Origin of the sequence: Microcystis viridis FACHB-1342, assembly GCF_014698335.1 — a bacterium.
Classification (GTDB): Bacteria; Cyanobacteriota; Cyanobacteriia; order Cyanobacteriales; family Microcystaceae; genus Microcystis; species Microcystis ichthyoblabe_A.
The window spans coordinates 1-24,678 of record NZ_JACJSV010000043.1; the positions used below are offsets into that span (position 1 = coordinate 1).

Annotated in this window: 15 protein-coding genes, 2 tRNA genes and 2 pseudogenes; 11 read left to right on the top strand and 8 right to left on the bottom strand. The window is 46.1% G+C overall.

Annotated elements, in window-relative coordinates:
• Positions 1–67, bottom strand: a pseudogene (locus tag H6G40_RS22860) (GDP-mannose 4,6-dehydratase); the annotation flags it as partial.
• A 301-nt stretch (positions 68–368) separates the two neighbouring features.
• On the opposite strand from H6G40_RS22860, the gene rpsT reads away from it, so the two are divergent.
• The 4 genes from rpsT to H6G40_RS14525 all read left to right on the top strand — a co-directional run bounded on the left by rpsT (position 369) and on the right by H6G40_RS14525 (position 9,188).
• Positions 369–662, top strand: a complete 294-nt coding sequence (rpsT, locus tag H6G40_RS14510) for a 30S ribosomal protein S20 (RefSeq protein WP_069474334.1) — start codon at positions 369–371, stop codon at positions 660–662.
• Positions 663–712: 50 nt separating this feature from the next.
• Entirely contained in the window at positions 713–1,492 is a 780-nt protein-coding gene (locus H6G40_RS14515) for a TatD family hydrolase (protein WP_069474335.1), read from the top strand.
• A gap of 153 nt (positions 1,493–1,645) precedes the next feature.
• A complete protein-coding gene (rpoB, locus tag H6G40_RS14520) occupies positions 1,646–4,957 on the top strand; it encodes a DNA-directed RNA polymerase subunit beta (RefSeq protein WP_002735867.1) in 3,312 nt (1,103 codons plus the stop codon).
• A 223-nt stretch (positions 4,958–5,180) separates the two neighbouring features.
• Positions 5,181–9,188: a DNA-directed RNA polymerase subunit beta' gene (locus tag H6G40_RS14525; RefSeq protein ID WP_002737103.1), complete on the top strand. Its 4,008-nt coding sequence runs from the start codon at positions 5,181–5,183 to the stop codon at positions 9,186–9,188.
• Positions 9,189–9,377: 189 nt separating this feature from the next.
• Here H6G40_RS14525 and H6G40_RS14530 read toward each other — a convergent pair.
• The 3 genes from H6G40_RS14530 to H6G40_RS14540 form a co-directional block, all read right to left on the bottom strand.
• Positions 9,378–9,451 (bottom strand) — tRNA-Pro (locus tag H6G40_RS14530).
• A gap of 40 nt (positions 9,452–9,491) precedes the next feature.
• A complete protein-coding gene (locus tag H6G40_RS14535) occupies positions 9,492–10,007 on the bottom strand; it encodes a GNAT family N-acetyltransferase (RefSeq protein ID WP_002736326.1) in 516 nt (171 codons plus the stop codon).
• A 106-nt stretch (positions 10,008–10,113) separates the two neighbouring features.
• Positions 10,114–10,198, bottom strand: a tRNA-Ser gene (locus tag H6G40_RS14540).
• A 734-nt stretch (positions 10,199–10,932) separates the two neighbouring features.
• Between H6G40_RS14540 and H6G40_RS14545 the strand changes: the two genes are divergently transcribed.
• The 3 genes from H6G40_RS14545 (at position 10,933) to H6G40_RS14555 (ending at position 16,695) form a co-directional block, all read left to right on the top strand.
• Positions 10,933–11,694, top strand: a complete 762-nt coding sequence (locus tag H6G40_RS14545) for a peptidylprolyl isomerase (RefSeq protein WP_002752328.1) — start codon at positions 10,933–10,935, stop codon at positions 11,692–11,694.
• A gap of 76 nt (positions 11,695–11,770) precedes the next feature.
• On the top strand, positions 11,771–14,764 hold the full coding sequence (locus H6G40_RS14550; RefSeq protein WP_002735308.1) for a peptidase domain-containing ABC transporter: 2,994 nt from the start codon (positions 11,771–11,773) through the stop codon (positions 14,762–14,764).
• A 161-nt stretch (positions 14,765–14,925) separates the two neighbouring features.
• Positions 14,926–16,695 (top strand): beta-barrel domain-containing protein, encoded by a 1,770-nt coding sequence (locus H6G40_RS14555; RefSeq protein WP_002736909.1) that lies wholly within the window; start codon positions 14,926–14,928, stop codon positions 16,693–16,695.
• On the opposite strand, the gene hisA is transcribed toward H6G40_RS14555, so the two are convergent.
• Positions 16,692–17,453, bottom strand: a complete 762-nt coding sequence (gene hisA / locus H6G40_RS14560) for a 1-(5-phosphoribosyl)-5-[(5-phosphoribosylamino)methylideneamino]imidazole-4-carboxamide isomerase (RefSeq protein WP_002736165.1) — start codon at positions 17,451–17,453, stop codon at positions 16,692–16,694. The two genes, H6G40_RS14555 and hisA, sit on opposite strands and share 4 nt — an antisense overlap.
• A 433-nt stretch (positions 17,454–17,886) precedes the next feature.
• Here hisA and pedR point away from each other — a divergent pair, with 433 nt between their 5' ends.
• On the top strand, positions 17,887–18,168 hold the full coding sequence (gene pedR, locus H6G40_RS14565; protein WP_002737431.1) for a photosynthetic electron transport-dependent transcriptional regulator PedR: 282 nt from the start codon (positions 17,887–17,889) through the stop codon (positions 18,166–18,168).
• A complete protein-coding gene (locus H6G40_RS14570) occupies positions 18,152–18,703 on the top strand; it encodes a TolB family protein (protein WP_002774341.1) in 552 nt (183 codons plus the stop codon). The genes pedR and H6G40_RS14570 overlap by 17 nt, the downstream gene beginning before the upstream one ends.
• A gap of 220 nt (positions 18,704–18,923) precedes the next feature.
• Here the strand turns inward: H6G40_RS14570 and H6G40_RS14575 are convergent.
• The 3 genes and pseudogenes from H6G40_RS14575 to H6G40_RS14585 form a co-directional block, all read right to left on the bottom strand.
• A pseudogene (locus H6G40_RS14575) lies at positions 18,924–19,139 on the bottom strand (IS5/IS1182 family transposase); the annotation flags it as partial.
• A gap of 138 nt (positions 19,140–19,277) precedes the next feature.
• Positions 19,278–20,141 carry a glycosyltransferase gene (locus H6G40_RS14580; RefSeq protein WP_002754777.1) on the bottom strand — a complete coding sequence of 288 codons (864 nt, stop codon included), beginning with the start codon at positions 20,139–20,141 and terminating at the stop codon, positions 19,278–19,280.
• Positions 20,142–20,205: 64 nt separating this feature from the next.
• Positions 20,206–21,810, bottom strand: a complete 1,605-nt coding sequence (locus H6G40_RS14585; protein WP_002774344.1) for a glycosyltransferase 87 family protein — start codon at positions 21,808–21,810, stop codon at positions 20,206–20,208.
• A 240-nt stretch (positions 21,811–22,050) separates the two neighbouring features.
• On the opposite strand from H6G40_RS14585, the gene H6G40_RS14590 reads away from it, so the two are divergent.
• Positions 22,051–23,709: a hypothetical protein gene (locus H6G40_RS14590; RefSeq protein WP_042790834.1), complete on the top strand. Its 1,659-nt coding sequence runs from the start codon at positions 22,051–22,053 to the stop codon at positions 23,707–23,709.
• Positions 23,706–24,671, top strand: coding sequence for a glycosyltransferase family 2 protein (locus tag H6G40_RS14595; protein WP_002738077.1), 966 nt, complete (start codon positions 23,706–23,708; stop codon positions 24,669–24,671). The genes H6G40_RS14590 and H6G40_RS14595 overlap by 4 nt, the downstream gene beginning before the upstream one ends.
• Positions 24,672–24,678: the final 7 nt, after the last annotated feature.

Below are 24,678 nucleotides of genomic sequence, written 5' to 3' on the forward strand. Positions count from 1 at the left end.
ATTCGCTTAGATAGGAACCATCTTGACCGGTGATGCCGGTAATTAGGGCGCGTTTAGCTTCAGTCATCAGTAATTTACCTAATCGGAAAGAATAAAGACCAGGGCAGGGTCTGACTGCTTATAGCACACTTTAGCCCCTCATGACAAGTTTAGCGATTAGTTATCGGGACAGTCTTGACAAGATTCCCTGAACCTGAATTCAGGTTTGGCAGTCCCTTTAACCCTTAATCCTTTCCCATCTGTGGAGTCCAAATCCTGAAAATATCTCTTCTTGTCGGGAAAACTCTTGCCACAAATAGCACAAATCTGTTATGATGGTTTGTCTGTGTCCCGATCAACCATACCAGTATTGAGAACAAGAAACGACTGTGGCTAATACAAAGTCTGCACTCAAACGAGTCCAAATCTCCGAAAGAAATCGACTACGCAACAAAGCGTACAAGTCAGCCGTAAGAACCCTGATCAAAAAATGTCTTGTCGCTGTCTCGGCCTACGGAGCCAACCCCAGCCCAGAAGGGTTAGAAAGCGCCCGACAAGCTCTATCAGAAGCTTACAGTAAAATCGATAAAGCCGTCAAGCGCAACGTCTTGCACCGGAACAACGGTGCTAGAAAAAAAGCCGGTTTAGCCAAAGCTTTGCAAAAAGTTAGCCAAGCTTCCTAAGGAACAAGTAAGCTGTAATCAGGACAGACGCAACAAGCGATCGGGGGTCGATGCAATTAATAGATACGCACGTTCATCTGAACTTTGACGTTTTGCAAGCCGACTTGCCCGCTATCTCCGAACGTTGGCGAAGTGTGGGAGTCGTTCATCTGGTTCACTCCTGTGTTGAACCAGAGGAATTTGCGGCGATTAAAGCCATTGCTGATCAATTTGAGGAAATTTCCTTCGCCGTCGGTTTACATCCCCTAGATGCCCAAAAATGGCGAGATAATAGTGCCGAGCAGATCGAATCCCTAGCCCGATCTGATCGGCGCGTCGTGGCGATCGGGGAAATGGGGTTAGACTTCTATAAAGCGGATAACCAAGAGCAGCAAAAACGGGTGTTTTGGACGCAATTGGAAATCGCCGATCGTCTCGATAAACCCGTGATTATCCATTGTCGAGATGCGGCTAAGGAAATGCGGGAGGAAATCAGTGCCTTTCGGCAACAAGTGGGCAAAATTCGCGGCGTGATGCACTGCTGGACTGGCAACCCCGAAGAAACTCAATGGTTTTTAGATTTGGGTTTTTACATCAGCTTTAGCGGCATTGTCACCTTCAAAAACAGTAAAACCGTGCAAGCTGCCGCCCAAATTGTCCCCAGCGATCGCCTACTGATCGAAACCGATTGCCCCTTTCTCTCACCCAATCCCCACCGCGGTAAACCTTGTGAACCCTCTTTCGTCTTCCATGTAGCCGAAACCGTCGCCCGTCTGCGCGGCTATCCGGTCGAAACCCTAGCCGAACAAACCACCCACAACGCCCGCAAATTATTTCAACTCCCCAGTTAAAAAACATAGTTTATTAGACAGGAGAAAGGAGTCAGGAGTCAGGAGAAAGCTTTCATTTATTCTCCGGTGTTCCCCTACTCCCCCATCACCCATCCCCTCACCGCTCACTGATATCCGACCGTCGCTATCGTGTCATCAGCCCTTGTAACCATAATGAACAATCTTACCTTTAACCTCTTACCCGACCTCATCGAAATCCAACACTCCAGTTTTCGGTGGTTTTTGGAAGAAGGACTAATCGAGGAACTGAACAGCTTTTCCCCCATCAGCGACTATACAGGTAAATTAGAACTACATTTCCTCGGCCAGGACTACAGACTCAAAGAACCGAAATACAACGTCGATGAAGCCAAACGACGTGATAGCACCTATTCCGTTCAGATGTACGTTCCTACCCGTCTAATCAACAAAGAAACGGGAGAAAACATCGAACAGGAAGTGTTTATCGGCGATTTACCCCTGATGACCGAACGGGGAACCTTTATCATTAACGGGGCCGAACGAGTCATCGTCAATCAGATCGTCCGTTCCCCCGGTGTTTACTACAAAGCCGAAATCGACAAAAACGGTCGCCGTACCTACTCCGCTTCCCTGATTCCCAACCGAGGAGCTTGGTTAAAATTTGAAACCGACAAAAACGGCTTAGTCTGGGTCAGAATCGACAAAACCCGCAAATTATCCGCCCAAGTTCTCCTGAAAGCGATCGGATTGAGCGATAACGAAATCTTTGACTCCCTACGCCATCCCGAATTTTACCAAAAAACCCTCGACAAAGAAGGCAATCCCACCGAAGAAGAGGCACTCCTCGACCTGTACCGCAAACTACGCCCCGGGGAACCCCCCACCGTCACCGGCGGACAACAACTACTCGAATCGCGCTTTTTTGACAATAAACGCTACGATCTCGGTCGCGTTGGTCGTTATAAACTCAACAAAAAACTACGCCTCAACGTCCCCGATAACCAGCGCGTTCTCACCACCACCGACATCTTATCGGCGATCGACTACCTAATTAACCTCGAATTTGACATCGGCAACACCGACGACATCGACCACCTCGGCAACCGTCGCGTCCGTTCCGTGGGTGAACTGCTCCAAAACCAAGTGCGAGTAGGTTTAAACCGCTTAGAAAGAATCATTCGGGAACGGATGACCGTCAGCGAATCCCAAAACCTCACCCCCGCTTCCCTAGTCAACCCGAAACCCCTAGTAGCGGCGATTAAAGAATTCTTTGGTTCCTCGCAACTCTCCCAGTTCATGGATCAAACCAACCCCCTAGCGGAATTGACCCATAAACGCCGCATTTCCGCCCTTGGACCTGGCGGTCTGACCCGGGAACGGGCCGGTTTTGCCGTGCGCGACATCCACCCCTCCCACCACGGTCGCATTTGTCCGGTGGAAACCCCAGAAGGTCCCAACGCCGGTTTAATCGGTTCCCTGGCCACCTACGCTCGCGTCAACGACTACGGTTTTATTGAAACCCCCTGTTATGCGGTGGAAAATGGCCGAGTACGCTATGATCTCCCCGTTAAATACCTCACCGCCGACGAAGAAGACGATCTCAGAGTCGCACCGGGAGACGTGGCCACCGATGAAAATGGTTATATCCTGGGCGAAACTATCCCCGTGCGCTATCGGCAGGAATTCTCCACCACTTCCCCCGAACAAGTGGACTACGTTTGTGTTTCCCCCGTCCAAATTGTCTCGGTGGCCACTTCCCTGATTCCCTTCCTCGAACACGACGACGCTAACCGCGCCCTCATGGGTTCTAATATGCAACGACAAGCGGTTCCCCTGCTGCGTCCCGAACGTCCCCTGGTGGGTACCGGATTGGAAGCACAGGCCGCTCGCGACTCTGGTATGGTCATCGTTTCGCGTACCAATGGGGTCGTTTCCTACGTCGATGCTAACCGGATTCGCATCAAAGTGGCGGATGAAGACAAAGAGATTTTTGGCAAGAGCGAGATCGAGTACGAAATTCAGAAATATCAACGCTCTAACCAAGATACCTGCCTAAATCAGCGTCCTTTAGTCTATCAAGGTGAACAGGTTGTGCCGGGGCAGATCCTCGCCGATGGTTCCGCCACCGAAGGAGGAGAAATCGCCCTCGGACAGAATATCCTCGTCGCCTATATGCCCTGGGAAGGCTATAACTACGAAGATGCGATTTTAATCAGTGAAAGACTGGTGGCACAAGACACCTACACCAGTATCCACATTGAAAAATACGAAATCGAAGCCCGTCAAACTAAGCTAGGACCAGAGGAAATCACCAGGGAAATTCCCAACGTCGGTGAAGATGCCCTGCGAAACCTCGATGAACGCGGCATTATTCGCATCGGTGCCTGGGTAGAAGCCAGCGATATCCTTGTGGGGAAAGTCACCCCGAAAGGCGAATCAGACCAACCCCCCGAAGAAAAACTACTGCGGGCAATTTTCGGCGAAAAGGCCCGGGATGTACGCGATAACTCCCTGCGCGTCCCCAACGGCGAAAAAGGCCGGGTAGTGGATGTGCGCGTATTTACCCGCGAACAGGGAGATGAATTACCCCCTGGGGCCAATATGGTGGTAAGGGTTTACGTTGCCCAAAAACGCAAAATCCAAGTGGGCGATAAAATGGCGGGTCGTCACGGCAATAAAGGGATTATTTCTCGGATTCTGCCCCTAGAAGATATGCCCTACCTCCCCGATGGTCGCCCCGTCGATATCGTTCTCAATCCCTTGGGGGTTCCCAGTCGCATGAACGTCGGTCAGGTGTTTGAATGTTTACTGGGTTGGGCCGGGGAAAATCTGGGCGTGCGCTTTAAGATTACTCCCTTTGACGAAATGTACGGGGAAGAAGCCAGCCGTTTAACCGTCCACGGATTGCTAGAAAACGCCTCGAAAAAACCCAATCGCGATTGGGTGTTCAAGGAAGAACACGCCGGCAAAGTCACCGTCTATGATGGTCGCACCGGCGAACCCTTTGACCGTCCCGTTACCGTCGGTATGGCCTATATGTTAAAACTGGTTCACCTGGTTGATGATAAAATTCACGCCCGTTCTACTGGTCCCTACTCCTTGGTTACTCAGCAACCCTTGGGCGGTAAAGCTCAACAGGGAGGCCAGCGCTTCGGAGAAATGGAAGTCTGGGCCCTAGAAGCCTACGGGGCGGCCTATACTTTGCAGGAATTGCTAACGGTAAAATCCGATGATATGCAAGGACGGAATGAGGCTTTAAATGCGATCGTAAAAGGCAAGCCGATTCCCCGCCCGGGTACGCCAGAATCCTTTAAGGTTTTGATGCGAGAATTGCAATCCCTCGGCCTCGATATCGCCGTTCACAAGGTGGAAAATGCCCCCGATGGTACTTCCCGCGATGTGGAGGTGGATCTGATGGTCGATGTCGGCCGTCGCGCCCCCTCTCGCCCCACCTACGAATCCTTAACCACGGAAGACCTTGAAGAAGAAGAATCGGAAGTGTAATTTCAGTTATCAGTGAGCAGTAATCAGTAATCAGTGAGAAGTCAGGAGTCAGTAGTCAGGAGACAGGAGAGAATTTTCCAGGAAAAAGCAAAAAAAAGGACAGTAAAGTAAAAATTTGCCTATTCCCTATTCCCCGTTCCCTATTTCCTGTTCCCTTTTCTAACTGAATGCTGAATGCTGAATGCTGATAGCTAATAGCTGTTTACCTGTTACCCGGATCGAGATGTTTTATAACCAAACTGTTGACAAAGGAAAACTGAAAAAACTGATCGCTTGGGCCTATCAAAACTACGGTTCGGCGCGCTGTTCACAAATGGCCGATGAATTGAAAAACCTCGGTTTTCGTTTCGCTACCAAAGCAGGGGTTTCCATTAGTGTGGATGATTTAACCGTACCGCCGGCTAAACGACAAATGATCGAAAGTGCCGAACAGGAAATCCGGCAAACCGAACAGCGTTATGTGCGCGGGGAAATCACCGAAGTGGAACGCTTCCAAAAAGTAATCGATACTTGGAATAGTACATCTGAATCGCTTAAAGATGAAGTAATTCGCAACTTCCAAGTTACCGATCCCCTCAACTCCGTCTATATGATGGCTTTCTCCGGAGCGCGGGGCAATATGAGCCAAGTGCGTCAGTTAGTGGGAATGCGGGGATTAATGGCTAATCCCCAAGGGGAAATTATCGACCTCCCGATTAAGACTAACTTCCGGGAAGGATTGACCGTTACCGAATACGTTATTTCCTCCTACGGGGCGCGCAAAGGTTTAGTTGATACCGCCCTACGGACGGCAGATTCCGGTTATCTGACCCGTCGTCTCGTCGATGTGTCCCAAGATGTCATCGTCCGCGAGGCCGATTGTGGCACCAATCGTTACATCGAATTAACCGCCATGACCGATGGCGATCGCGTGTTAATTCCCTTAAGCGATCGCCTATTAGGTCGTTCCCTGGCCGAAGATGTGGTGGTCAATGGAGAAGTGATCGCCACCCGCAACCAGATTATCGATGACGAAACCGCCGAAAAACTAGGGCGACTCGTCGATAAAATCAAAGTCCGCAGCCCCTTAACCTGTGAAGCGGCCCGCTCGGTTTGCCAAACCTGTTACGGTTGGAGTCTGGCCCACGGTCATCCGGTGGATATGGGGGAAGCAGTGGGAATTATTGCCGCCCAATCGATCGGGGAACCGGGGACTCAGTTAACCATGCGTACCTTCCACACCGGGGGTGTATTTACCGGAGAAGTGGCCCGGCAAGTGCGGAGTCCCTTCGAGGGAAGCGTGCGTTTTCTGCCGGGGTTAAGTATCCGTAACGTGCGAACTCGCCACGGAGATGAACGGGACCAGGTGGAGGCACCGGGGGAAATTAAATTAACACCCAAGGATAAAACTAAAGAAACTGTCACCTACTCTTTAACTCCGGGATCACTGCTATTTGTCACCGATGGGGCAACGGTAAGCGAGGAACAGTTACTAGCGGAAATAACCTCCGATAAAGTCCAAAAATCCACGGAAAAAGCCACAAAAGACGTAACCAGCGACTTAGCTGGCGAGGTGCTATTCTCTCAATTAGTCCCAGAGGAAAAAACCGATCGCCAAGGCAATACCACCCGCATCGCCCAACGGGGGGGATTACTATGGATTCTCTCCGGAGAAGTGTATAACTTGCCAACCGGGGCCGAACCTGTGGTCAGTAACGGCGATCAAGTACAAGTGGGGGATGTTTTAGCAGAAACTAAGCTGGTATCCACTAACGGCGGTTTGGTGCGTTTAGCCCCCAATAGCCGGGAAATCGATATCGTCACCGCTTCCGTGTCCTTGGATCAGGCCGAAGTAAAAGTAGAAAGTAGTGCCGGTCGGGAACAGTTTATTATTCATACGGGAGATGGTCAAAGCTTCCTACTGAAAACCACTCCGGGGACAAAAGTACAGAATCATGCCATTGTCGCCGAGTTAATCGATGATCGCTATCAAACCCACACCGGCGGCATGATTAAATACGTCGATATCGAAGTCGCCAAAGGCAGCCGCAAACAGGGTTATGAAATCACCAAAGGCGGCACGATCCTCTGGATTCCCGAAGAAACCCACGAAGTCAATAAAGATATTTCCCTCTTACAGGTGGAAGATGGGCAGTATGTGGAAGCAGGGGAAGAAGTGGTTAAAGACATCTTCTGTAACTGTAGCGGTGTGGTGGAAGTGATCCAGAAAAATGACATCCTCCGGGAGATTATTGTCAAACCAGGGCTGTTATTTATGGATCTCGAACCGGAATCCTCCGGAATTGCCCAAGAACAGTTAATTTACCCCGGGACACAGTTGACTCCCGAAGTGACGATCGAGGAGTTACGGCAAGCGGAATGGGTGGAAACTAACGAGGGTTTGGGATTACTGCTGCGACCAGTACAGGAGTTCGCCGTAGAAGACCAATCCACTTCTCCCACCCAAGGTTCCGCTAACCAAGAAGGAGGACGACATATCGAACTGCGATCGGTGCAGCGCATCTTCTTTAAAGACGGGGAAAGAGTTAAATCCGTCGAGGGTTGTCAACTGATCAGCACCCAATTAGTCCTCGAAATTTCCAGCGAAGAACCAGAATCAGTCTCCCATCTGACGGCCGATATCGAGTTAGAACCGATTGAGGACAGGGATTGTCAGCGTTTACAGTTAGTTATTCTCGAATCTCTGGTGCTGCGTCGGGATAGTGATAATGATCCTTTAGGGGGTAATATTCAGACTCGCGTTCTCGTCCAAGATGGCGATGAAATTCCACCGGGGGCAGTGGTGGCCCGGACTGAGATTCAGTGTAAGGAAGCTGGAGAAATTCGCGGGATTCGCAAGGGTAGCGAACCGGTACGCCGTCTTTTAATTGTCAGTGACCGTGACGAGTTTATTCTCCCGCTCGCTGTTGCTCCCACCGTCAAAGCTGGGGATCTGGTAATCGCCGAAACCGAGATCGCTGTCGGAGTTTTAGCCCCCAATTCCGGTCAAGTGCTGGCCGTTGACCAAACCACCACCGGCTATGAAATCCGTCTGCGTAAGGCCCGACCCTACCGAGTATCGGCGGGGGCGATTCTGCACATCGATGAGGGAGATCTGGTCCAACGGGGCGATAATTTGGTGCTGTTGGTGTTTGAGCGCTCGAAAACCGGGGATATCATTCAAGGTTTACCCAGAATCGAAGAACTGCTCGAAGCACGCAAACCGAAGGAGGCTTGTGTACTAGCACGCAAACCGGGAGTTTGTCAAGTGGAGTATCAAGATTCTGAGATCGTCGATATTAAGGTGGTCGAGGATGACGGCACGATCAGTGAATATCCGCTTTTAGGCAGTCAAAACCCCCTGGTGAGCGATAATCAGCGTATCGATGTGGGTCAGGCGTTAACCGATGGTCAGGCTAATCCCCACGAGATTTTAGAGGTGTTCTTTAATTATTATGTGGATAGCTTGGGCAGTTACGAAGCGGCCTTAAAAGCCTTGGAAAAAACCCAGATGTTCCTCGTTGATCAGGTACAGTCGGTTTACCAATCCCAGGGGATCGATATTGCTGATAAACACATCGAAGTGATCGTGCGTCAGATGACTTCTAAGGTGCGGATCGATGACGGTGGCGATACCAGTATGTTACCCGGGGAATTGTTGGAATTGCGACAGGTGGAGACGGTAAATGAAGCCATGTCAATCACCGGTGGGGCGGCAGCTAAATATACGCCTGTACTACTGGGAATCACCAAGGCTTCCTTGAATACCGATAGCTTTATCAGTGCCGCCTCCTTCCAAGAAACCACCCGCGTCCTCACGGAAGCGGCGATCGAAGGCAAGTCCGACTGGTTACGCGGTCTCAAGGAAAACGTGATTATCGGTCGTCTGATTCCGGCGGGTACTGGCTTCAATGCCCACGAAAACATGGCGGGGGTCAGCGATTACACCCCCCCGGAGGAGGAATATAACTACAACAACAATCGTGGTTATTACGCTCCTCCCGGCGGCCTCGGTTTCCCCCCTCGTCCCGGTTTCGGCGACAGTAGTGAGGATAGCGATATGATTCTTGACGATCAAACCGCTCGCGCCTACGCTGAGGGTGATGTGGTCGATTTAGAGGATGATGAAATGGCTTTCCTATCTTCCCGCGGCAGCAGTCGCTTTAGTCGCCAACCCATCAGCGACAGCTGGTCAGAAGTCGATGAGGAAGGGGGAGAGGACGATTTCGAGGGGGATTACGAAGAAGAATAATCGTCTGTAGATATCTTAAAAGGAGGAGTGGCAGGAAAAACCTTTGTTATTCCCCAAAAACCTCCTCCTTTTCCCGACAAACTCCCTAATTTTTTAGCTAACTCACCAGAGTTTGGCAATAAAAGAAGGCAGCATTTTTTGTCAACCAGAAAGGGTACAAGGTTGAGATTTGAAGAATTTTCTCTCAAGTCGGGATGACAGGATTTGAACCTGCGGCATCCTGCTCCCAAAGCAGGCGCGCTACCAAGCTGCGCTACATCCCGAGGTAAACTCTTTTTTTAGTATAGCCTAAGAGCCGCATTATTAATCGGGATACCAAAACATCCCTTTGATACCTTCGGGATCGAGAACAAAACCGAGACGACGATAGAAATCCACCACCTGCGGATCGGCGAAAAGAGTTATATTACTGATGTCCTCACCTCGCAACTTCCTGATCATAAATTTCATTAATGCTTTACCAAAGCCTTTACTTTGATAGTGAGGATGAACAACCACATCCCAGACCGTAGCATTAAAAGCGTGATCGGAAGTGGCACGAGCAAAACCCACTAAACGACGGCGATTACCTCGCACTTCCCACATCGACACCACTAAAAAACTACATTCGATCGCTTTTTTAACCTTGCGTAAAGGACGACGGGCCCAACCTACCGAGTCACAAAGTTCTTCTAACTCATATAGATCTAGCTCTCGATCGGTACTAAAAAATACTCGCGTCTGTCCGAGGTCATTCTGGGCAACCTCTACCAAGTCTCCCGAATAGTCAGGTGATGCAGTGACTTCCGAGCTATTAAATAATCTCTTCCAAAAAACCATGCCGGGGGGCTACTGCCTCAATATTATCCTTTTAGCCTAGTATATTTTATTTTCCCCTCTCTAAGAACAATCGGGCAACCGGAGTCCAAATGTGATTGGGTGAGTACGGAGAGGGTGGGATTTGAACCCACGAACCATTGCTGGTTACTCGATTTCAAGTCGAGCGCGATCGACCACTCTGCCACCTCTCCAAGGCAGCTAGACTTATATCCTATCATTAGATTCCTTGCATAAATCAAAAAATTTTCCGCAAATGAAAGGAAAAGGTGTGCATATTAGACCTCTTGCAGAAATCAAAAATCGTTGTTAGGGTTAGGAGTCAGTAGCCAGTAGTCAGTAGTCAGGAGAATTAAGAATGAATAATAATCAATTAAATGGTCTATTTACAGATTTTTAGCGTTGGCTGAATAAGTCTGTTGGTGGAGTCAGTAGCCGGTCGTCAGGAGATAGGAGTCAGGAGATAGGAGTCAGGAGATAGGAGATTATTTTATTTATTCTCCCCACACCCCACACCCCACTTCCCACTTCCCACACCCCACACCCTGTCCCCACGAAAAACTTTTTCAGCAGACCCTGATTATGCAAGAGGTTTACTATCGGGTTAAAGATTAAAATTTCCCCTTTCCCCCTTCCCCGACTTCTGCAAGAGGTCTATTCTAGTACATTAGAAGTGTGATTAGGGGTTTCTGAGCAGGATGTTGGGCGGAGGCCGATAGGCCCGACTACTTCCCCTCACTACCCCCGCCGGGATGACCGACTTATTCCTTTAATTTCTGTAATTTTCAGCTTTCAAAGGGTAAAACTCAAATTAGAATAGGGAGGGGTGCCTTAAAATTGCTGTTTTGGCGTATAATCACCTCAATAAAATTTAGAAGCTCCTAGAGTTGATAGTTTTAAACATTTCTGTGAGGAAAATGTATTTATTATGAGTTCAATTATTGAAATCGGCGACCAAAAAATTAGCGAGTCAGAGGTATTGCCTCTTTTGGCAAAATATGGTATGTTACCCCAGTTAATCCGGGAAGTAATTATCGAACAAGCGATCGCCAATATCACCTGCAATCCCGAAGAAAGAAACGCGGCCTATTCCCGTTTCTATCAAAATAATCAAATTGCCAACGATGAGCAAATGAAATCTTGGTTACAACAAAACGGGATGGATTCCGAGCAACTAGAATATCTAATTCTGCGGGACATTAAATTAGAAAAATTTAAACAGGAGACTTGGGATAACAAAGTAGAATCCTACTTCTTGCAAGTCAAAAGTCAATTGGATAAGGTGGTTTATTCCCTGATTCGGACAAAAAATATCGGCATTGCCCAAGAACTATTTTTCCGGATACAGGATCGAGAAAATAGCTTCGCTGAACTGGCCAAAAAATACTCCCAAGGATCAGAAGCGGAAACCGGAGGACTGCTTGGACCCGTGGAACTGAGCACTCCCCACCCCCAGATCGGGCAAATTCTCAAAGCAAGTAAACCGGGGCAACTGTGGCCACCGACGCAAGTGGGAGAATGGGTCGTGATTGTCCGGTTAGAAAAATATTTATCCTGTGAATTGGACCCTCCCACCCGTCAACGCTTACGGAATGATTTATTCCAACAATGGTTAATGACTCAAATGCAAACAGTGAAATCTATCCCCGAATCAACCCCAGTCAATAGCGAGCAGGTATCGATTACATAGCATTTCCTTGCAAAACTGGGTAAACCCAGTCTTTTCGCTTAATTATTTGTCAACTTAGTCAATTTTCGCCTAGCTAATGAGTTATACCACTTTAGATTTTACCGCCTTTCTGGAGACTGTACAGCCCTTTGATCGCCTGCCCGTAGAGGTTAGACGTTCCCTCGGTCAGAAATTACAACCCTTTCGCTATGAGATGGGCAATGCCATACTCAAGTGCGATCGCTTACCCTCTCACCTCGTTCTTCTCTACGAGGGAGAGGCCAGACTTTTGGGTTACGATGCTAGGGTTAACAATTCGCTGCCGGTTACTTTGGCTAAATTGCAGCAAGGAGATTTATTTGGGTGGATGAGTCTTCTGCGCGGTACCCCCTGTGAAACGGTGATCGCTTCTTCGGAAGTCACGATCTGTTTAACCTTAAAAGAAGAGGATTTTTGGTCTTTAATCAATAATTACCCGGAATTTAAGCAATATTTCTTTGAACAAACCTCGATCGCTGAAGTTTATGCGACCCTAGGCTCCTATCTTAATCAACAGGCCTGGGGTGGGGGAGACCTGAAAGAAATTGCACAGGCTCTTTTAAACAGAGCTTGTGTGTCCTACAACCAGATTAACGATGATTATCTCTGGTTAGTCAGCGAAAATACCGACAATTATCCTATCGGCACAGTTATCACCCAAAATAATCCGACTAACACCCGTTTATTAGGTCTTTTCTCCAATCAGTTAGATGAATTCTTCGACGTAGCTCAGGGCAAGTTCTTGACAGTTGCAACCGAAGCGGCTGCGGAAACAAAAACCGATGATATCTGGGAAACCCAAGTCATTAAGGGAAATAAACCCACCCAGGTATTAGATATCCCTCAAGGAAAAATAAGCGACATCACCAGCGATATCGACCTTGAAAACACTGTCGAGAAAAACCGGAAATCCTATCCCTTTTTCAGGGGAAAAACGGAACTAGAGGCGGTGAGTGCCTGTTTTCAGATGATCTGCAAATATTTTAATATCCCCTTTCGCAAGGACGTGATCCAACGCATACTAGGGGATCAACTGCAAAGAACTGGCAGCCTTTCCCTGCCCCTGTGTGGGGCTGTGGCCGAGGTAGTGGGACTCCATAGTCAATTAGTGCCTTTACCTGCTACTTCCTTGCCCAATATCAACCCTCCTGCCCTAATTCGCTGGCAAGACAGCATCGTTATCCTCTACGAAATCAATCAACGGGAAACCACGATCGCTGTTCCCGAACGGGGGATAATTAAACGCAAAACCAGCGAATTTCTGGAATCTTGGGGCGAAAAAGGGGAAGTAATTCTGCTTAAACCCACCAAACACACCCAGCAACAGCGTTTTGGCCTATCATGGTTTTGGCCTTCTGTCAAGAAACATAAACGAGTCTTAATAGAAGTTTTTATTGCTTCTTTCTTCGTGCAGTTATTTGCCCTGGCCAATCCCTTGATGATTCAGGTGATCATCGATAAAGTGATCGTGCAGAATAGCCCAGAAACTCTGAATACCCTCGGGGTTTTCCTGTTAGTAATTGCCGTTTTTGAGGGAATTTTAACCTTTTTGAGGACATCCCTTTTTGTCGATACCACTAACCGCATCGACATGACCCTCGGTTCGGAAATTATCGATCACCTGCTGCGCTTACCCCTGAAATACTTTGAACGGCGACCTGTGGGGGAAATTTCGACAAGAATCAATGAATTAGAGAATATTCGGCAATTTTTAACAGGCACAGCCCTAACGGTGGTATTAGATGCCATTTTCTCGGTTATCTACATCGTGGTTATGTTGATCTATAGCCCGATTCTAACCGTTTGGGCGCTGGGAGTCGTACCGATTTTAGTTCTGTCCACAGCTATTTTCGCACCAATCGTGCGGCGACAACTGCGAGCAAAAGCGGAACGAAACGCCGAAACCCAATCCTATCTGGTGGAGGTGATGACGGGAATCCAAACAGTAAAAGCACAGAATATCGAATTGCGTTCCCGTTGGCAGTGGCAAGAACGTTATGCTCGCTATGTGGCCGAAGGTTTTCAAACGGTAATGACCTCAACTTTGGCCGGTTCCTTTAGTCACTTCTTTAACCAATTATCGGGTTTATTAGTGCTGTGGGTGGGAGCAGCCTTAGTTTTAGACGGACAACTCACCCTTGGTCAATTAATCGCCTTCCGGATTATCTCTTCCTACGTTACCTCGCCGATTCTGCGTTTGACCCAACTCTGGCAAAACTTCCAAGAAACCGGCTTATCCCTGGAAAGATTAGCCGATATCGTCGATACTCCCCAAGAAGCGGAACTCGATCGCCACAATATCCCCATGCCCTTAATTAAAGGCACTGTCACCTACGAAAACCTCGCTTTCCGCTTCAATCCCCACGGTGCCCTGCAACTATACAACATCAATTTAGAATTCCCCGCCGGCACTTTTGTCGCTTTGGTGGGAGAAAGTGGCGCCGGGAAAAGTACCATCACTAAACTATTAGCTCGTCTCTACGAACCAGAATCGGGACGGATTCTCATTGATGGCTACGATATCAACAAAGTGGAACTCTATTCCCTGCGTCGTCAAATCGGCATGGTTCCCCAAGAAACTCTATTATTTGACGGTACGGTACAGGAAAATATCGCCCTGACTAACCCCGATGCGACGGTGGAGGAAATTGTCTCGGCAGCGAGAGCAGCTGCAGCCCACGAATTTATTATGACCCTACCCAATGGCTATAATACCCGCGTCGGTGAACGGGGGGCATCCCTATCGGGGGGACAACGACAACGGGTTGCGATCGCTCGTTCCGTCCTGCAAAGACCGCAAATTCTCATTCTTGATGAGGCCACCAGCGCCCTCGACTATAATACCGAACGGCAAGTGTGCCTGAATCTCAAAGAAGTTTTCAAGGATCATACGGTCTTTTTTATTACCCATCGTTTAGCTTCGATCAAATCCGCCGATATTATTGTCATGATGGATAAAGGGACAGTAGCGGAGGAAGGCACCCACGAGGAATTAATGGCCAAAAAAGGCCTTTACTATACTCTCTATAAACAACAGGATTCGCAAATCTAGTTAGTCAGGAGACAGGAGTCAGGAGACAGTAATCAGGAGTCAGAAGATTAGTTTTATTTATTCTCCCCACACCCTACACCCCATCACCCCACACCCCATCACTCCACACCCCACACCCACGAAAAACTTTTTCAGCAAACCCTAAATATAGGAGAATCCCCATGAACGGTAATTCTAACAACGGCCACAACGGCAACGGCAAAGGTAAAAGCGATGAACTGACCCAAGCGGGTAAAAACGTGGCCACTACCACGAAAAATAAAAGTATTACCCCTTCTTTACCCACTTTCAGCCCACCGGAACAATCGGTGATTCTGAAACAATCGCCCATTTGGTCGCGGACGATTATCTGGACATTAATGAGTGTCACCACTGCCGCTTTAATTTGGTCAGTGTTCGCCAAAATCGAGCAGGTGGTCGGTGCCCAAGGACAACTTAAACCCCAGGGCAAAGTGCAAGAAGTACAAGCACCGGTGAATGGGGTGGTACAGTTCGTTAAAGTTAAAGATGGCGATCGAGTTAACAAAGGGGATGTACTGGTTTTAATGGATTCCAGTGCCTCGCAAGTGCAGTTAGAATCTTTGAAAAAAATTCGCGCCACTGCTGAGAAGGAAAATCAATTCTATCGTCTCTTAATGGCGCAGGATCTGACACCGGCAGCAGTGGAAAGTTCGATCGCTCAATTAAAATTACCGAGTGAAATCGCCGATTTAGCCCGTAATCGTGCCGCTTTGGTAGCAGAAAATCAACTTTATCAAGCACAGGTCAGTGAAGGTGCCTCTAGCTCTGCTCTACAAGGGGAAGAGTTAGCCCGTTTAGAGGTTGCCCAACGAGAGGCCAATTCTCGACAAGCGGCCGCTAGATTGGAAATGGAACAATTAGCAAAACAATTGAACCAAACCAGGGTACAGTTGGCCGATGCCCGCTCCCAATTAATCAATGATCGCTTCGTCTTAGAAGAAATTAAGACTCGTAATGCCAATTCGATGAAACAAGGCCAAGAAGGCTTGGATATCGAGCGTAATATTCTTAAGGATATTGAACCCTTGGGAGAAGAAGGGGCGGTCGCCCGTTATCAGATTAATAAACAAAAACAATCTGTCACTGACCGTCAAAATGAACTGCAGCAGCAAGAGGCTAACGGCAAAATTGATCGAGAAAAACAAGAGCAAGAAGTACAAACCCGCATCGCCGAAATTTCCCGTTTGGAACAGGAAGAAAAGCGTTATTCCCTATTGATCTCCCAAGCGCGAGAAAGGCTGATTAACACCACAGTAATCACGGAAAAAGATGTGCGTGATAAAATGGCGGACAATCAGAAACGGATTGCTGAAATCGATAGTCAGATCAGTCGCGTTATCATTGATAACAACAAGCGCATTGCTGAGTTAGATAGTCAAATTAGTCAAGCACAACAGACGATTAAATATCAAAAAATTACCGCCCCCATCGATGGTGTGGTCTTTGATCTCAAGGCGCGGCCTGGGTTTGTTCCCCAACCAAGTCAAGCGGAAGCATTGTTAAAAATTGTTCCCGATGGCTGTCCCACCCAGATCAAAGATGCTGCTAAAGGTTGTTTAGTGGCAGAGGTGGACGTGACTAACCAAGACATCGGTTTTGTGCGCGTGGGACAAAAGACCGATATTCGCATTGATTCCTTTTCCTACAGTGAATACGGCGATATTAAGGGAGAAGTAATCTCGATCGGTTCTGATGCTTTACCTCCCGACGAAAATCACCGTTTTTATCGGTTCCCTGTCCGGGTAAGCTTGAGCAGTCAAGAGTTAGTTTTGAAAGATAAATCTACTCTGCCGCTGCAATCGGGGATGTCTGTGAGTGTCAACATCAAAGTCAATGAAAATCGCACGGTTTTGGGGCTATTTACCGATATGTTCAATAAACAGGTGGATACTCTCAAACAAGTCCGTTAGGCGAAAAAATTCGGGGGTAGATCCTGCCAACGGCCTGAACCGATCGCGCTAATCGCTTCCGAGAGGTTAACTGCACCGGTATAAAGAGCGCGGCCCACGATTACTCCCGTTACTCCTAAAGGTTCCAAAGACAATAAACTCAGTAAGTCCGTCAGGGAACTAATGCCCCCGGAGGCGATGACGGGAATTTCGACAGATTCGGCTAATTCTCGCAAAGCGGCGAGATTCGGGCCAGAAAGGGTGCCATCTCGATGAATATCAGTGTAGATAATCGTGCTGGCTCCTCTTTTTGCCATATCTTGACCGAGTGCGATCGCATCTACTGAGGAAGTTTCTAACCACCCCCTGGTGGCTACTTTACCATCGCGAGCATCAATACCAACAATTATTTGCCCCGGAAAGCTTTGACAAAGTTCGCTGACTAATTCTGGCTTTTCTACGGCTACTGTCCCTAAAATCGCCTTTTCTACCCCGATTTTTAGGAGATTACTCACCGTTTCTAGATCTCGCAGTCCACCCCCCACCTGTACGGGAATGGCAATATCATTAAGAATTGTTTCAATGGTTGACAAATTAACCGATTTACCCTCTTTGGCTCCATCCAAATCGACTAAATGTAATCTGGTTGCCCCCTGATTGACCCATTCTCGCGCCACTATTGCGGGATTATCATTAAAAACCTGCGATTGTTGGTAATCTCCCTGATAAAGTCGCACACATTTGCCATCGAGAATATCAATAGCGGGGATAACTTCCATGTTTTTCTCAATATCTAACTAAGGAGCGTTTTTTATTATATATTACCAGCCTTGTCAGTTATCAGTTATCAGTTATCAGTTATCAGTTTTGAGTCTGAGAGGGGAACAATCCCTCTCAACGCATTGTCCACAAAGGTTTTAAAGTGCCAGCCATTGCGGGGATCGGGGGGAAAATTCCTGGACTTTTTCCCTGAAAATTAGGTAACTGACTACCTCAAAACTGGTAAAACCCCACACCCCAAACCCCATACCCCACTCCCAGGAAAAGCTTTTTGCCGCAAACCATCTATATTAAGTGTGCATGATCAAATGGCAGTAACAGTGCTGTCTTTTCACTGATTACTGTTTACTGATCACTGATTACTGATTATCGATTCCTAGGGGAAAAAATTCTTCTAGAATGATAAGTACATATACGAGAGGAATTATACTCATGTCTGCTGGGAAGTTTCAAACAGCCGCTTCATTATCCGATCGAGAGCTAGAAATACTCGATTTAGTGGCTAATGGTTTAACTAATCAAGAAATCTCGGAAAAGCTGGAGATTAGTAAGCGTACCGTTGATAATCATATTAGTAATATCTTGACGAAAACAAAAACCGATAATCGGGTGGAATTGGTGCGTTGGGCATTGCATTGGGGTAAAGTTTGTCTTGATGATATTAATTGTTGTATCCTTCCTTCCCCGGCGCTGACCGATGATCAGGTTTCCTAAACTTCTTCGACTTTTGCTTGCGGTTAATATCATCAGTCTGGGGGGATGTAGTGATGCGGGTTTTGTCACCCCTCCCCAACAGCTTTTAGGAAATACTTTAAATACCCCTTCCTCAGAAGATAATCCCCGTTTTAACTACGATGGTCGTTATCTGGTTTTTGCCTCTGATCGCAGGGGTCAACGAACGATTTATTTATTCGATCGAGTGGCTAATCGTTTAGTTCCCCTACCGGGGTTAAATCAAGCAAAAACCTATCAAGATCAGCCAGATATTAGTGCCGATGGTCGTTATATTGTTTATGTGTCGGAACAGTCCGGTAAACCCGATATATATATTTATGATCGACAAACTCTGCAAGCAAAAAATCTCACCGAAAATATCTTAGGAGAAGTGCGTCATCCGACGATTAGTGGTAACGGTCGTTTTATTGCTTTTGAAAGTAATCGTTTCGGTCAATGGAATCTGGAAATATTCGATCGAGGTGGCGAAATTTCTCCTTCTTTACCCCCGATAAATTCTTCCCCGTCCCGATAGTATTGGGAGAGAAGGGAGAAGGGTGCGGGGAACTCACAGGTGTAGGTATTTTACAAACCTGTGAAGAGAAGACAAGGAGGACAAGGAGGGAAAGTGGACAAGGAAGTTTTTAGGCGCAAAGAGCAAAAGTGAGATGAGGAAGTATTAACAGCAAGAGTAGATTTTGTCAGGGACTGTTGTGGAAATAAACCATTTAAAGAAATAGCGGATCTTCTCGTTTCTGTTCAGTATTTTTATCAGCTACTAATTGGGATTTTAAAGTATGATAACCTCTTTTACTACCCAAAAAATCTTTCTGTTTCTTTTGGTGGCGTTCCCTGGGAGTTTCCGTTACATCCATTACCGTTACGACCGGTATCTCTGCTTGATTTAGTAGAGCTTTTTTTCCTTTTAAACGGAAGTTTCCCGATGGTAAAAGCATCCGTCTTTTTGAATTGTTCATCTGGTAAGTTTTGATAATCCATACTTTTGCTAATAAACATAGCAAAAGTATAGATGATTTCCTGACCTAAGATCACATTTTATTCTTTTTTCCACTTCCATCTAAAAATCGAGAAAAAAGAAAAACGCTGCATTATACCATAAAAAAATTATGTAAGAGGTTTATTCTTTGACAATAGAGTTGAATTCCTTGCAGCTTGGCTAAGGAGAATTTGGGTTTAATGGGAAGGAGCAGTAAAGACATAAAACTCATCCGCAGCAAGCGATAAACAAGGATAGTTAAAGTCGTATGTTTTTCGAGACTGAGAAGATAACCATAGATATTATGAGTTAGTCTTAGATAACCATAGCGTCGGGTGATAGAAGATGGTTCATGAATAATTTTAATCTGATTGGTAACAACGACTAAATAGCCTTGATTTGCGTATCTTCGGGAAAAATCAAAGTCTTCGTAGTAGAGAAAGTAATCGGGATCAAAATGGGGACAAGTGGAAAAATTAGAGAAATTAATTAATAAACTGCATCCCGTCACCCAGTCAGGAATAAGATAGGGTTTATTTCCATAGTCTAAGGATTCCTCTACCACGTTAATTGTGCCGATTTTAGCATTAAATTTTCCCCAACCAAACCAGATTTTACCATCCGGTTCGTAAATTTCTGTACCAGCGATGGCAACTTCGGGATATTGCTGAAAAAATTTGCTTGCTTTCTCCAGAGAGTCCGGTAATAAGTAAGCATCGGGATTAACTAACCAAACGATAGCTTCTTTGTCTTGTTGATAAATCCAATCAAGTCCTAGATTACATCCTTTCCCAAATCCTAAATTTTCTCCCGCTTCAATAATCTTGACTCTTTGCGCTGCTAAAGATTGGATATTTTTATCTTCAGTGGAATTGTTAATAATGATGAGAGTAGCAGATAAGTTATCGTTGAGGGAAACGATTAAACGCTTAATTAATTCCCCGCAATTGTAGTTAACCGTCAATAGATAAATCATTACAGATAAAAGGTAGGAGTCACTGGCAATTAATAATGGTTAGAGAATAGCTTTTCCGTACTAATTACTCTTTTTGGAGAGGACAGAGATTATACTTTTCAATTTTACTGGAAAAGGGTTGACAATTTTGGAAGTCAATCTCTAGATTTTCTTTAGCTAAATCCTTCCCTAGCTCTGGAGATTTGCTATTAAAGTCAGTCATCAGAATATAGAGATTACCCACGGGGGTTTCTGCGATAAACTTTTCAGCATTTTTTCGCATTAAAGTTCCCTCACTAACTCCCATATTTCCTCGCAATCGCACAAAACGAGTCGAAGCGGGAAAATGGGGAACTAGATAACCCGTTCCTTCATCTCCCCACATAACAATCGTGGAATTTTCGTAGGGTTTTAATGCTTGACTATCGATACCAAAGTAATTATCTGACCATCCCATTCTCCACCAGTCTAAGGGTTTGACTGTAGCGGCAATTAAGGCAAAAATAGCGATTGAGATTATAAAAACTGTCCTTTTATGAGGATAAAGATAGGCAATGATCAGGATAATTAAAACTGGTGTAATTAACTCTAAAACTATCAAGTAACGATAGATAGAAAAACCCTTTAACCAGATCAGATAGGCACTACAATAAAAAGGTAATAGAAATCCGAGAATGGGTACATGGACTAAATTATTTTTTTGCTCTAGAGAACGGCGAGAGGTGTACTGATAAATAATCACTCCCAGAAGAATGACAATTAAAAGATAGGCAATGGCAAAACGAGTCTCTTTAAATTTTACCTCAGCCACTAGGGTTTGTTCCTGCACAAAATAAAAGGGATAAAATAAAAATTGCCAAACATCTTTCGGTAAAAACCGGGTATCTTGCAGGTTAAAATCTGTTTCGATGTAGGGAGATTGAAAAATTTTGTTGAAAAAGGGAAAAAGGGGATTAGCAAAATTAGTCCACATCAGGATTATCCAATAACCCATCGTCAGGGAAAAACCCACAGCCATAGAGAGAATTAAAGTCAGAAGATTACGCAGCTTTTCTTTGATGGTATTGGTTAAAAAACTAATCGCCACGATTAAACTGATACTATACAGTGCCGTGGTCAATTTTAGTCCCGTTGCTAGTCCTAAAAGCAATCCTGCGAAAATTATCGTTTTAAGCTTAACTGGTTGATTACGACCAAGACAAGCGATAATCAAAAATAATCCTGCCAAAACAAAAACACTGCTGGTACTATCTCCGATACTGGTTCCTAATTCGGAAATATAGGCTGCGCCAAAAATACTGGTAATCGCTGCCGCTATGCTTAAAGTTATCTTGTATCTTTCGCAAACCTTATCAAAGGAGTGATAAGTGATTAAATGAACTAACCACTGATTTAAACCGTGAAATCCTCCCAAGAAAAACCCAACCACCACCGGAGGTAGTTTTAGGTAATAGATAGCAACAAAAAAAGGAACATCCATCAAAGGATTAAAGAAAGTTTGTATCTGTGCTGGGAGGACATCATACTTAAAACGTCCCGTTAATAACATATAGGGATTATAAAAATGATAATTCCGTAAATCCCAGCTAACATCTTGACCTAAGATAACTGATAAAATCCCTAGTCCGATAAAATAAACTACTGCCCAGAGGAGGGGATGAGTCAGGTTGAACCGTTTTAATAATGTCATAACTTAATCAATAATTCTGGTGAATTTGACGAGAAAACTAACCCGTTTTTGTGCCATTAGACTAATTAGTAGCTCTGGGACGAGTCGGACTTTTAGCTGATAGCTTTTTACTTGATATACCATGTTTGGCTAACAAATACAAACGGAAACTTTTAACTCCCAAAAACGTCCTTAGGCGAGTTGACCAAATTTTGATATACTAAGGTGATAAAATTGCCCACCATACTGACTCGATCGCCCATGAAGTCCAGAAAAGGGTTAATCTCGGTCAAGCAAGCTTATCTAAAAATTCTATCGGTCATCCTAGTTCTGGCGATAATTGGTTTATCGGTAGTCGGAAACTATGGTATCACTTGGGACGAACCGATCGAAGTGGATATGGTCAATCATAATCTCGAATATATCCGAGAAAACAAGCCCATATCAGAAATGTCCCGTCATTACGGCTTTTATTTTAACTACATCTCCCAGCTCATCTACGAGAGCAAAGAAAAATTTTTCCCCGCTACCCCCAATCTTCCTCCCAATCCCACTGATAAGGATAAATGGCTATCGAGGATCTGGCAAATAACCCGGGTTAAGCACGTCGTCACCTTTCTTTTTTCCCTGATTGCCTATCTATCGGTGGTGGGAATCGTCGCTATCTTAGCAGGAATCGAATCTGCTTGGTTAGGGGTGCTAATTTTAGCCCTATTTCCCGCTTTTTGGGGTCATAGCTTCTTTAATCCCAAAGATATCCCCTTTGCAGCCATGTTCACCCTCGGAACCTTCGCTGGTTCCGTATTACTAGATAAATATTTTCAGTCCGAAAATCAGACTATTAAACTAGGATTTAACCGTTTAACCGTTTATTCTTGCCTCTACGGGATTCTCGCTGGTTTAATCACCGGAATTCGCATCGGTGGCTTTTTTATCCTCTTTTATCTCATCTTCGCCCATCTGGTGGCCCGATGGAATTTAAAAACAATCCTCAAAACTCTCTGGCGTTTTCTGCCCCTATACGCAGTTATTATACTTTTTTGGGCAATAACCACCTATATAGTCTATCCTGCTGCTTGGAGAAACCCGATTACTTGGTTTATCGAAGCGATAACCCTCATGTCGAAGTATAACATCTGGGATAATACGGTTCTCTTTGACGGTCAAAATATCCCCGGTCGTTCCTTGCCTTGGTACTATCTACCCCGGCTATTTTCCCTCACCACCCCCGTCCTCCTGCAAATCGCCGTCCTATTGGGTGTAATGGGGATTTTGACAAAAATGACCAAATTAACGCCAAGCCAGCGTGCTTGCGCCATAATCACCCTACTGCAAGCGTTTTTACTGCCCACCTTTGCTATCCTGCGTCAATCTACCCTCTACGACGGCATCCGTCACTTTTTATTTGTCATTCCCGCCCTAGCAGCGATCGCATCTACGGCCATTATTTGGACATATCATAAACTCAAGCGAAAGTCAATAAAAATCTTTCTAACGACCCTGCTAATCCTCAACTTTAGCGTCATTGTCTATGACATGATTAGCCTGCATCCCTACGAATACACCTACTATAATCGCGCCTACGGAGGCTTAAAAGCGGTCCAAGGTCAACAGGAAACCGATTACTGGGGATTAAGTCTCAAGGAGGGGATGGAATGGCTTAATCAAAATGCCGCCGCTAACTCTACCATTGTGGTTGCCGGTCCGATATTTGCGGCGGAAATGGTAGAGAATCACCAACGAAACTTTACGATAATCTATCGAGATGACTTTGCTTGGGGAAAAGCTCCCGAACCCGATTATTACATGGGTTTATCCCGATACGATTATTTCCAAGCTTTCCCCCATTGTCCCATTGTTCACGCCGTCCAACGCCAAGACACCCCCCTAACCATCATTAAACGTTGTCCTCAGCTATGATCGAAATGACCGCTATTCCGCCGATTTCCTTGCAAAACTACCGTATCGCTGCGATTATTCCCTGTCACAACGAAGAACTAACGATTGCTAAAGTTGTCTCCCAATTCCAAACTTTTCTGCCAGAAGCGGCAATTTATGTTTATAACAACCGCTCTAGCGATGATACCGTGACCGAGGCCCTGAAAGCGGGGGCGATCGTGCGTCAGGAAACCCAACCGGGAAAAGGCAATGTTGTCCGGCGGATGTTTGCCGATATCGAAGCGGATATCTATGTTCTCATCGATGGTGATGATACCTACGAAATTGCGGCAGTACGACGCTTAATTGAACGAATGCTGCGGGAACAATTGGATATGGTGGTCGGTGCGCGTCGGGAAGCGGTAAAATCCTCCCAGGCTTATCGCCGGGGTCATCGCGCCGGTAATCTATTTTTAACAGGATTCGTTAAATTTCTGTTTGGAGCGCGTTTAATCGATATGCTCTCCGGTTATCGCATCTTTTCTCGTCGTTTCGTCAAATCTTTTCCCGCTTTGTCCAATGGTTTCGAGATTGAAACCGAGTTAACTATCCACACTTTAGAATTAAAAATTCCCTTCGCTGAAGAACCAACCCTCTACGGGGAACGTCCCGAAGGTTCCCAAAGTAAGTTAAAAACCTTTCAAGATGGCTGGCGGGTATTGGGAACCGCTATCCTACTTTTTAAAGAAATTCGTCCTTTTCTCTTTTTTAGCCTTGTCTCGCTGATTTTGGCGGTTATTTCCCTCCTCTTAGCGATTCCCGTCCTGTTTGAATACCTCGAAACCGGCTTAGTGCCACGTTTTCCCACCGCTATTTTATCGGCCTCGATCATGCTTTTAGCCTTTTTAGGTTTGACCTCTGGCATGATCCTCGATTCCGTCTCCCGGGGACGAAAAGAGATGAAACGAATGGCTTATCTAGCTAACAGTTGGCTGAAAGCTTAGGGAAAAA